This is a genomic window from Devosia sp. (assembly GCF_039927955.1).
GTDB lineage: Bacteria > Pseudomonadota > Alphaproteobacteria > Rhizobiales > Devosiaceae > Devosia.
The window spans coordinates 1-10,997 of the sequence record NZ_JBDSUA010000033.1 but is presented as its reverse complement, the minus strand read 5'-3'; the positions used below and the strand labels follow the sequence as shown (position 1 = coordinate 10,997).

Sequence of the window (10,997 nt, the reverse complement as noted above, 5' to 3'; positions counted from 1 at the left end):
CCAAGCGGCTGCTGATCCTGTGCAACCTGCTGGAGCGCGAGATGAATGTGACCGAACTCGGCGAGCGGGTGGGGCTCGGACAATCGCCCCTCTCGCAGCACCTCTCAAAGCTCAGGGCCTGGGACTTCGTCAAAACCCGGCGTGATGGTCAGCAGGTCCACTACAGCATCGCCTCGGACGCGGTGAAGCAGGTGCTGACAACGCTCTATGGAATTTATTGTGCCGAATGAGCGAGATGCGGGTGACTGAGCGGTTCGCTTGGGCCTATCGCGATTACTAGGCTTCGGTTCGTCGCTGCATCTAGGTCGATACCGCCGAGCGTGTCATCCTGTCGACGCCTATCCTTGTTTAAAGTGTGCCAATGCCAATTCCACCCCCGCTGCGCCCATGACTGAAGCCACTGGAAAAGTCGCCGCTCCAACGTTGCGCTCCATCGGTCTGGCAGGTCGCTATCGCGGCCTCGTAATTCTGGCGCTGGCAGCATTGGTCGGCATCGCCGCCGGGCTTGTGGTGACCGCCATGACTTGGGTGACCCAACACCTGCATATGCTGCTGTTCGGTCTTGCGGACGGCGGCAGGCTGAGCGCGCAGACGACCCTGGCGACGCCTTGGCTGGCGCTGGTTCCGGTTGCCGGTGGCATCCTGATGGCGCTCAGTGTGGTGTTGTCCCGCCGATTTCGGACCCGCCCGCCTGTCGATCCCATCGAGGCCAATGCCGTTCACGGTGGCCGGATGTCCACCCGGGAAAGCCTGCTGGTGGCCGGCCAGACGATGATTTCGAGTGGCTTTGGTGCCTCCGTTGGTCTTGAAGCGGGCTACACTCAGCTGGCCGCGAGCATCGGGTCACGCCTGGCCACACTTTCTGGCCTGCGCAGAAATGAGATCCGCACCCTGGTTGGCTGTGGTGCGGCTGGTGCAATTGCCGCCGCTTTTGGCGCGCCGCTGACCGGCGCATTCTACGGTTTTGAGCTGATCATCGGCGTCTACTCGATCGCCCTGCTTGGCCCGATCATGGTTGCAGCGTTGGCCGCCAGCCTGACGGCGACGGTATTAGGCGCGGCGCAGACGAGTATCCACATGGGCGTCATCCCGCAGCTTGGCCCTTGGGATGCCGTTCCCTTTGTCTTGCTGGGCGTGCTGGGTGGTGGGGCCGCCGTTGCCGTCATGCGGCTGGTTGTCCTTGTCGAACGCGGGTTTGCATCGACAGGACTGCCTTCAGCGATGCGTCCAGTGATCGGTGGACTGATCGTTGGCGGGATTGCGCTAGTGACGCCCCAGGCATTGTCGTCCGGGCACGGGGCACTCGATCTCCAGCTGGCTTCCGACACCGCTCTGATTGGTCTTGCAGCACTGTTCGCGCTCAAGCTTCTGGCTTCGGCTATCTCAATTGGCTCCGGCTTTCGAGGCGGTCTTTTCTTCGCGTCGCTGTTTCTGGGTGCGCTCATGGGCAGGGCGGTCGCGCTCGCCATTGCAGCTCTTGGCCTGCCGCTGGCTCTGGACCCAACCCTGGCCTCGCTGGTGGGCATGGCGTCAATGGCGGTGGGTGTGGTCGGTGGCCCCATGACCATGACGTTCCTCGTTCTCGAGGTGACTGGTGATCTGGCGATCAGCGCCGCGGTGCTTGCTGCCTCGATCGCTGCGTCCGTGCTGGTGCGCGAAACCTTCGGCTTTTCGTTCTCGACCTGGCGCCTGCATCTGCGTGGCGAAACCATTCGCAGCGCTCACGACGTGGGCCGTCTGCGGAACCTGACCGTCCGATCGATGATGCGGCCCGACATCAAGACGGTTCAGGCGGGAACGACAATCGAGGCGTTCCGGGACGCCTATCCGCTGGGGTCGACCGAGCGCGTCGTGGCCATCGATGCGGCGGGCCGATATGCCGGAATTGTTCTGGTCGCGGACGCCTATGCACGGCGGGTTGGCAGCCCTGACGCAGCCGCTCTGCACATCGACAGTCTCCTCAAGTTTACCGATTTCGTTCTGGTCCCCGGACAGTCTGCTGAGCAGGCCGCAGCCCGGTTCGAGCAATCCCACAGCGAAGAATTAGCAGTCGTCCAGAGCGAGAATGACCACACCGTGGTCGGTTTGCTGACCGAGGCCCACCTGTTGCGGCGTTATGCCGAGGAACTCGACAAATCCAGGCAGGACCTTACGGGAGAGACCTAGACGCCTCCACTTTGATCAGAAGTGTCCGCCGTCAGATCATTTGGCCCAGGTTCGGTCGCGGATTAGTGGAGCGTCGGCCTCGTCCTGGGGTTGATGTTAAGCGGCGAAATTGCGGTGCTGCAAGCGCCGATGCTGGATGGTCTGGCGTTTGATCCTTTCGCGCTGTTTGGTGATGGCTGCGGCCGGTTGGCTGTACTGGCTGATCTACATACCGGTGATCGGCTGGATACCGTTTTTAGGCCTTGTCCTAGCCAGGGCAGCGACGGACCCAATCGCTATGGACCGGCTATGCAGATGCCAGACAGGCCGATGCCGTTGCCGGAGCGATGGAGCCTGAGCCGCCACATGCAGGCCGACTATAAGATTTACAGCGGGCCGATGATGCAGCCGCGTCGCCGGTAAAGTCGCCCGCCGCCGCATCGTCGGCACCGCAGTCTAGCGACCATGGATCGCAACCCCAGCCAGCCCGACCAGCGGCCGTTGCCCCCTTGATCGATCAGCTCAAGCTGCTGGCAAGCTTGCGGGCCTCAGGGGCCAGAGCCTACTTCAAACTGGATTAGATGCAGGGGCTGAGGCGTAATCAATACGTCGTGCCATGAGAGCAGGACGGATAGCGCTTCTATTGGCCGGGCAGACAGATCGTCCACGAGCAGCGCGATTTGCTGCAAGGCGATGGATTTTGCACCAGTTTTCCGCCAATAGACATGCGCCGGACGCGCGTCCGGACACAGCCGTGACGCAACGAGGGGACGAGTAGGGTGGACGAGCCTCGCAAGAGCAAGCCAACCATTTATGACATTGCCAAGGCCAGCAATGCTGCGCCGTCGACGGTCAGCTTGGTGCTCAACGGCCGTTGGGCCAATCATCGCATTAAGCCCGATACGGCCGAACGTATCCTCCAGGTAGCGGAAAAGGTCGGCTACGCAGTCAATCTGAAAGCGCGGGGCTTGCGCCTATCGCGATCAGGGCTGGCCGGGATGATCCTACCCCAATACCGCAACTGGTTCTTTGCGGGCCTCGCCGAAAAATTCGAGGCAGAGGCCCGCGCACTGGGGCTATGTCCGATCGTGGTCAGCACCCAGCGCAATCCAGTCAACGAGGCCAAGGTGACCGAGGCTCTGCTGGCGCAGCAGATCGAGTTTTTGTTCATTGCTGGTGTGCGAGATCCGGCGCCGCTGAATGCCATGTGCCGCGCCGCCAATGTGTGCTGCATCAATATCGATCTGCCTGGCCCGGACGCACCCTCTGTGGTCTCCGATAACAGGGCCGGGGCGCGGCAGTTGACCGAAATCATCATTGATAAGCTCAGGGCCGAAAAGCGTCCGCTCGATGACTGGTTTTTCTTCGGAGGCGTCGACAACGACGCCAATACCAGCGATCGCGTGGCCGGTTTTACCGAGGCGCTGGAGGCGGCTGGTATTGCGGTGACGGCCGACATGTTCGACTGCAATGGCTATACACCTGAAGCCGGTGCCCTGGCTCTGTCAGAGCGGCACGCCAAGTTTGGACAGCTGCCGGCGGGGCTGTTTGCCAATGGCATCACCGCGTTGGAAGGGCTCCTGAAATTCACTGCCAATTTGCCAGCCAACACGCTCGATTCCACCATCGTGGGGGGCTTTGACTGGGATCCGTTTGCTGCTCACTTGCGGTTCGATTTGACCATGGTGCGTCAGGATGTCGATGCCATGATCAGCGCCGGGTTCACGCTGCTCGACGGTTATCGCGCCAACCACAACCCGCTGATCCTGATCCCCACCAGCATTGGCAATACTATCTGAACGAGCCGTTGGCAGTGGGATACCCATGCAAAGCCGTGTGGTTTTTTACCACCGCGAACCCTCTGAAATTCCCCATAAATCCAGCGACCCGCACGGCCAAGTGCGAACAGTTCAATTGCTAAATCCATTTAGCAATTGACATCTTGATACCGCTCATAGTTGAAACTGCCCATGAACACAGGCACTCCGCACACGGATGCCGAGGGAGAGGAAGCCAGAATGACGTTGAAAAAATTTCGCCTCGACGGCAGGGTCGCGCTGATTACCGGCGGCACGCGGGGCATTGGGCTGGCCATTGCCCATGCCTTCGCCGAGGCCGGTGCGCGCCTTGTGCTCAGTGGCCGCACGCTCGGGGAGGAGGCTGCCGACAGTCTTTCGGATGCGGGACATAAAGTGGATTTTGTCGCCGCCGATCTGGCCGACGATATGGGCGCCGCCGACAGGCTGGTCGCGGAAACGATCGCCCGGACCGGCAAGCTGGATATTCTGGTCAACAATGCCGGCATCGCCATTCATGGCGACAGCGGCGACTTCGATGACGAGCGCTGGCGGCGGATCATGAGCCTGAATGTCGACGCGGTGTTTCGCGTCTGCCGCGCCGCGCTGCCGGAACTGCGCCGCAGTGGCGGCGGCACCATCCTCAACATCGGCTCGATTTCGGGCATCGTCTCAAACATCCCGCAGAACCAGGTGGCCTATAACAGCTCCAAAGCCGCGGTTCACATGATGACCAAGAGCCTGGCCAGCGAAGTGGCGGCGGAAAACATCCGGGTCAACGCCATCGCGCCGGGCTATATCGAAACCGACATGTCGCGCGGCGGCATCGCCAATCCGGACTGGTTCCCGATCTGGCGCAACCAGACGCCGATGGGGCGCGTCGGCCAGCCCGAAGAAGTCGCCAGCGCAGCGCTGTTTTTGTGCTCACCGGCGGCCAGTTACATTACCGGCGAAATCCTTGTCGTGGACGGGGGCTACACCACGCGATAGCCAAAACGCCAATGTTTGCGCACAAAACCCAAGGCTTTGGTCGCTAAGCATTTATACTTATTAGCTAATATATGTTTGCGGGACGATCGTGGAAAAGTGGATGCTAAATCCATTTAGCAACTTGACGGCGCGGGTGGTGCGGGATTTAGTAGCAGCATCCTGAGGAGGATGGAGCACCTTTAATAAATTCGAACGGGACCGATCTCCGGCATGTGCTGGCGAACGGACGATATTGTCTTGTCTTTCCGCTTCGAGAGGTGGTCGAGGGAGAACCGGCGCTGCGCGTAACTGTGCGGATGCTGGTGGCTGCAAATATTCGGATCACGTTTGCGAAATGGAGGAGTAGCGCATGATCAAGAAAACTCTCGTCGTGGCGATGTTGGGCCTGGCCCTGTCGCTTTCGGCATTGAATGTGGCGATAGCCAAGGATGTCAAAGTCGGCGTAGTGGTCAAGATCGGTGGCATTCCATGGTTCAATGCGATGGAAACCGGGATCACCGAGAAGTCAGCCGAACTGGGCGATACCGGCTTCATGATCGGGCCGACCAGTGCCGATCCGGCCCTACAGGTTCGGGCGATCGAAGATCTGATCGCCCAGGGCGTCAATGTGATCGGCGTGGTGCCGAACGACGCGACCGTGCTGGAGCCGGTGCTGAAAAAGGCCCGCGACGCCGGCATTATCGTCATAACCCATGAATCGCCCGATCAGGCCAATGCCGATTGGGATTTCGAAATGGCCTCGGCCAAGGGTTATGGTGAAGCCCACGCCAAGCTGCTGGCCGAAAAGATGGGCGGCAAGGGCAAATACGTCGTCTATGTCGGCTCGCTCACCGTGCCGCTGCATAACCAGTGGGCCGATTTTGCCATTGCCTATCTCAAGGCCAATTTTCCGGAAATGACCATGGTGGGCGACCGCTATGGCGTGGCGGAAAGCGCCGATGACAGCCGCAAGACCGCACTCGACGTTTTGGCGGCCAACCCTGATCTGGGTGGTTTCCTGACCTTTGGCAGCCAGGGCCCGATCGGTGCAGGCCGCGCCCTCGAAGAACAGCGCCTTGGCGACAAGGTTTCGCTGGTCGGCTCGTTCTCGCCGGGTCAGGGCAGTGCATTGCTCAAGGCCGGCATCATAGATGGCGGCTATATGTGGAACCCGCTTGAAGCAGGCAAGGTCTTTGTCGTTCTCGCCGACTATCTGGCGGGCGGCGGCAAGGTCACCGACGGAATGACCATTGATGGTCTCGGCGTCGTCCACCCGGACTTCGACAGCGGCAATATCATCGTCGATGCGTTGCAGCCGATCACCGTCGATACGGTCGACAGCCTGGCGGCCTTGGGTCTCTAAGGCTCGAACCGACGGCGCGCCAGCGGGCTCCCGCTGCTGGCGCGCCGTCCGGTATTACCCATGAGGGCGGCTCAATGATTATGGCCATGCAGCCGGCCGAACCCGTGCCGGTTTTGTCGCTCGACACTGTCAGCGTTACCTTTGGCGGCGTCCGGGCGTTGCACAATGTCAGTTTTGAAGTCTTGCCCGGTGAGGTGCAATGCCTTGCCGGCGAGAATGGCAGCGGCAAGAGCACGTTGATCAAGGTCATTACCGGCGTGTACCAGCCGCTTGCCGGCGCGCGGATCGCCTATGCCGGTCGGCCGGTGGAGACGGTTTCGCCCGCCGCAGCGCGTGCAGCCGGCATCGAAGTGATCTGGCAGGATTTGGCGCTGTTTCCGGAAATGACCGTGGCCGAGAATATCGGCATTCGCGCCGTGCTCGGCGGATTGCCGCGCCGGGTAAATCATCGGGCGATGCGCGGCGCTGCCCAAACATTGCTGGCCCGGCTTGGCGCTGATTTCGATGTCGACGCGCCGCTGCGCAGTTTTGCCATCGCCCAGCGCCAATTGGTGGCTATCGCCAGGGCATTGGCCGGCGACGCCAAGGTCATCTTCATGGACGAGCCAACCTCATCGCTGACCCAGTCGGAGACCGATCGGCTGCTCGAAATCGTCCGCACCCTGTCGGCGCAGGGGATCGCCATTGTCTTTGTCAGCCACCGGCTGGCGGAAGTCCTGGATATTTCCAGCCGCGTTACGGTGCTGCGCGATGGCAAGCTGGTGGGCGTCTATTCCACCGAGGGCATGACGCAGTCCCACCTGACCGAACTGATGACCGGCAAAACCTTCGACCAATCGGTTCGGGCCCGGGATCTGCCGGGAGCACCAGCCGTTCTTGAAGTGGCGGGCCTGAGCCGGGAAGACGACTATCAGGACGTGTCGCTGACCATTCGCCGCGGCGAAACCGTCGGACTGACCGGCTTGCTCGGAGCCGGGCGGACTGAACTGGCGCTCTCGATTTTTGGCATGCTGCGGCCCGATCGCGGCACCATCAAGCTCGATGGCGCGGTACTGGACCTGCGCTCCAACCGCGACGCCATCCGCGCCGGCATTGGCTATCTCTCGGAAGACCGGCTGTCGCTGGGCCTGATCCAGCCGCAATCCATTGCCGACAATACGGTGATGCCGGTGCTCGATCGCATCCTGACGCGCGGGCTGATCTCGTCGCGCAAGAAACAGCTGTTGGTGGCGCGCTGGATCGAGGAACTTGCCATCAAGCTCGGCCAGCCAACCGACGCGATTTCAACGCTGTCCGGCGGCAACCAACAACGCGTCGCCATCGCCAAATGGCTGGCCGTGGGCCTCAAGCTGATCATCTTGGATTCGCCCACGGTAGGCGTCGATGTGGGCGCTCGGGCCGGCATTTTTGAGATTGTGGAAAAACTCGCCGCCGAAGGGCTGGCGATCCTGCTGATTTCCGACGAGGTGCCCGAAGTCTATTTTAATGCCGACAGCGTGCTGCACATGGCTGGCGGTCGCATCATCGCTCAATACGATCCACGCACCATTTCGCTGCATGACCTGGAGGCCGCCGTTTATGCCTAGCCTCCGCATCCCGCGTTTGCTGCGCTCACACTCAACCGAAACCTGGCTGGTCATCATCCTGTTGTCGATTTGCCTCGTGCTGTCGCTGGTCAGCGACCAGTTTTTCACCCTCGCCAACCTGTTCAACCTGCTCAATACCAGTTCGACCAACCTGATCTTTGCAGTTGGCCTGCTGGTAGTGCTGATTGCGGGCGGCATCGACATTTCGTTCGCGGTGGCGGCGTCGGTGGTACAGTACGTAGTGGCGATCGCCCTGATGCATATCGGTGGTGGTAACTGGGTGATTGGCCTGTCGGTTGCTGCGGTGGCGGGCATTGGGCTCGGCGCTGTCAACGCCGCGCTGATTCACTATTTCCGCATCATCTCCATCGTCGTCACCATCGCCACCTTCAATGTCTATTTCGGGCTGTTGATGTTCTTCACCCGCGGCGTGTCGATCTACAACCTGCCCGAATGGTGGACCCATCGTATGGTGTTGTTCGAGTATCAGCAGGCCAATGGCAGTTGGGCCGAACTCACCTTGCCGGTGGCCGTCATGGCCGTCTGCGTGCTGGCAACCTGGCTGCTGATCCGTCATTCGACCACCGGGCGTCAGCTCTATGCCTTTGGCGATAATCCTGAGGGGGCCAGACGCCTCGGGATCAATATTGCCGCCATGCAGTTCATCGCCTTTGGCTGGCTCGGCCTGATGGCCGGGATCGCCGGGCTGGTGCAGGTGCATTACGCTCAGGAAGTGGTGCCCAATGCACTGATCGGGCGCGAACTCGATGTGCTGGCGGCGGTGGTGTTGGGGGGCGCGCGGCTGGGCGGCGGGCGCGGCACGGTGCTTGGGTGCATTCTGGGCGTGTTGCTGGTTTCGGTGACGCAAAACGGCCTCAACCTGCTTGGCATTTCACCCTATGCGTTCAAGATGATCATCGGCGCCGTGATCCTCCTTGCCATCACGCTGTCCAATGCGCCGCTCGCCAAAATCATCGCCGGCCTCCGGCAACGGAGCCGCGCATGACCGCCCCCTCGATCAAGGCCGCGCCGACCCGGCGCAACTGGTTTCGCCGCATTACCGCAGCCCTGGGCGCCGAAAATATCGGCCTCCTGCTCGCGCTCGTCGGCGTGCTGGTGCTGTTCGGCTCGCTGTCGCCGCGCTTCCTGTCGATGGCGACCTTCGACTCGGTGGCCTTCCAATTGCCAGAACTCGGCCTGCTGACTCTGGCCATGCTGATGCCGGTCATTTCGGGCGGCATCAACTTGTCCGTGACCTTCACGGCAAACCTGTGTGGGTTAACGTTAGCCTGGGTTTTGCAGGCCAATGGTGGACCCGACGCTAGCGTTTTCGCCTTCATTGTTGGCTCGATATTGGCGCTGGGTGTGGGCACAACCGCCGGTCTGGTGATGGGTCCAGTGATCGCCTATACCGGCGCCCATCCCATTCTCGTCTCGCTCTCGATGATGATTTTTCTGCGAGGGCTGGGCGAATTTCTCACCCGGGGCGCTGATATTTCCGGTTTTCCCGAATTCATTCAACCGCTTGGCCACGGCAGCCTATGGGGATTTCCCGTTCCCTTGTTGATCCTGCTGGTCGCAGTCGCTCTCTGGCATGTGCTGATGACGCGCACCCGACTGGGATTTGCCAATTACATGGTCGGCTCCAATATCGAAGCAGCGCGCTATTCCGGCATTCCAACCCGCCGCACCATAGTGCTGATCTATGCGCTCTCTGGGACAATGTGCGCCGTGGCCGGTATCATCATGATGGCGCGCTTCAATTCGGTCCGCGTCGGCCATGGTGAGTCCTATGTGCTGATCACCGTGCTGGCCTGCTTTTTGGGCGGCGTAAACCCGTTCGGTGGCTTTGGTCGCGTCGTTTCGGTATTTCTGGCCCTGATCATTCTGCAATTATTGTCATCCGGCCTCAATTTGCTCGGTGCCAGCCAGCATCTCGCCACTGCGCTGTGGGGTTTTCTGCTGATCGGCGTCATGGTGCTGCGCTGGTGCGCCGCTCGGCTACATTTCCTGCGCATCACTAGGGATTAGAGCTGCGCAGGGATCGAAGCGACGCTGGACCAAAATGCCAACGCCGATCTCATCCTTTGGCAACAGGGAAGCGGGCGGTTGGAACGCTGACGACCTCGGCACGCAGTATTGCAGCTGTCGGAGTGTGCTACGCAGTCCCGCAAGCAGGCAGGCCGGGACGTAGCCAAGGCTCATCACGTTGTCGTCGATCTGTTCACTGCTCGCCGACAAGGTAGGCGCGCGGCAGCGAAGTAAAGCGTATCCTTGCCAAGCACCTCGGGATTCATCGATCAGGCCAAGCTCGATCAGGGTCCGCGCTAGATGGGGTCCGCCAATTTCGATCTCACCCTTGATCTCGGTCTTGAGCCGATGTCCTTCCCTTCGAGGCCCTGTTGCAGTTGCAAAAGCTCCGCATGTGGTCCGACCGAATCCAGCGCGTACGCCACCAGTGCGAACGAGACGCAGGGCGGTGAATCCGGCCAAATTGGAGAGTGCGCCAGGACCCGGGACCAACAAAGCAAACTCCCAGCCATTCTGGCCGGTGCCATCTACACCACAGAGCAAAGAGTCAGAACGCTATAGCAGCAGATCGAGGCACACCGCGGGCTGTCGAGCTCGTCGGGGTTTGATGACTAATCCCCGTTGAGGGAGGCCACGTCCCGAGCCTCCCGTTATGATGTCCGCTTTCGGGCCCAATTGAGCCGTCAACACGCCCGCGCCGATGTCCGCTTCTGATAGATCATCACCAGAAACCGGCCAGACCGCTACCGGCCCCATTGCCGTCGTTCACAGCCAAAGCCGAGTTTCCTTAAAGCTGCCGGCGGGGTCTTTGAAAGATATGGGCCACCGGGCTGCAATAGCCTCAGTCACCAGGTGATCAATGGCGAGCGCCGCAGCCAAGTTGTTGCCTGAGCCTGCTCCAGGACAAAGCTGGCCACGTCTTCGCGCGATATAGTCCCGCCGTGGAAGCGCGACAGCTCTTCGAGGGCGCGGACGGAGCCACGTCCCGGCTTGTCATTGAGGATGGTGGGGCGGACGAGAACCCAGTCGAGGTCGCTTTCCCTGACAATGGCTTCCTGCCGGTTCTTGTCGGCATAAACCTTGCGCAGCAGCAGCGGGAAGATCAGC

General features: G+C 60.9%; 10 protein-coding genes. 9 read left to right on the top strand and 1 reads right to left on the bottom strand.

All coding sequences use genetic code 11. From position 1 onward, the window contains the following. The 9 genes from ABIT12_RS09840 to ABIT12_RS09800 form a co-directional block, all read left to right on the top strand. On the top strand, positions 1-230 hold a 230-nt coding region (locus ABIT12_RS09840), incomplete at its 5' end, for a metalloregulator ArsR/SmtB family transcription factor (protein WP_348041353.1). A 157-nt stretch (positions 231-387) separates the two neighbouring features. After that, complete coding sequence (locus ABIT12_RS09835) at positions 388-2,166, top strand: chloride channel protein (RefSeq protein ID WP_348041351.1); 1,779 nt, start codon at positions 388-390, stop codon at positions 2,164-2,166. A gap of 93 nt (positions 2,167-2,259) precedes the next feature. Further along, a complete protein-coding gene (locus ABIT12_RS09830) occupies positions 2,260-2,568 on the top strand; it encodes a hypothetical protein (protein WP_348041349.1) in 309 nt (102 codons plus the stop codon). Positions 2,569-2,924: 356 nt separating this feature from the next. Next, positions 2,925-3,944, top strand: coding sequence for a substrate-binding domain-containing protein (locus tag ABIT12_RS09825; RefSeq protein ID WP_348041347.1), 1,020 nt, complete (start codon positions 2,925-2,927; stop codon positions 3,942-3,944). Positions 3,945-4,163: 219 nt separating this feature from the next. Further along, on the top strand, positions 4,164-4,931 hold the full coding sequence (locus tag ABIT12_RS09820) for an SDR family NAD(P)-dependent oxidoreductase (protein WP_348041345.1): 768 nt from the start codon (positions 4,164-4,166) through the stop codon (positions 4,929-4,931). 349 nt (positions 4,932-5,280) lie between these two features. Next, positions 5,281-6,273, top strand: coding sequence for a substrate-binding domain-containing protein (locus ABIT12_RS09815; RefSeq protein WP_348041343.1), 993 nt, complete (start codon positions 5,281-5,283; stop codon positions 6,271-6,273). 74 nt (positions 6,274-6,347) lie between these two features. After that, on the top strand, positions 6,348-7,859 hold the full coding sequence (locus ABIT12_RS09810; RefSeq protein WP_348041341.1) for a sugar ABC transporter ATP-binding protein: 1,512 nt from the start codon (positions 6,348-6,350) through the stop codon (positions 7,857-7,859). A 7-nt stretch (positions 7,860-7,866) separates the two neighbouring features. Further along, positions 7,867-8,865, top strand: coding sequence for an ABC transporter permease (locus tag ABIT12_RS09805; RefSeq protein ID WP_348041355.1), 999 nt, complete (start codon positions 7,867-7,869; stop codon positions 8,863-8,865). Beyond that, positions 8,862-9,890 (top strand): ABC transporter permease, encoded by a 1,029-nt coding sequence (locus tag ABIT12_RS09800; protein ID WP_348041339.1) that lies wholly within the window; start codon positions 8,862-8,864, stop codon positions 9,888-9,890. The genes ABIT12_RS09805 and ABIT12_RS09800 overlap by 4 nt, the downstream gene beginning before the upstream one ends. Before the next feature lie 845 nt (positions 9,891-10,735). Here ABIT12_RS09800 and ABIT12_RS09795 read toward each other — a convergent pair. Continuing rightward, the coding region (locus tag ABIT12_RS09795) for an NAD(P)H-binding protein (RefSeq protein WP_348041337.1) at positions 10,736-10,997 on the bottom strand (262 nt) is incomplete at its 5' end.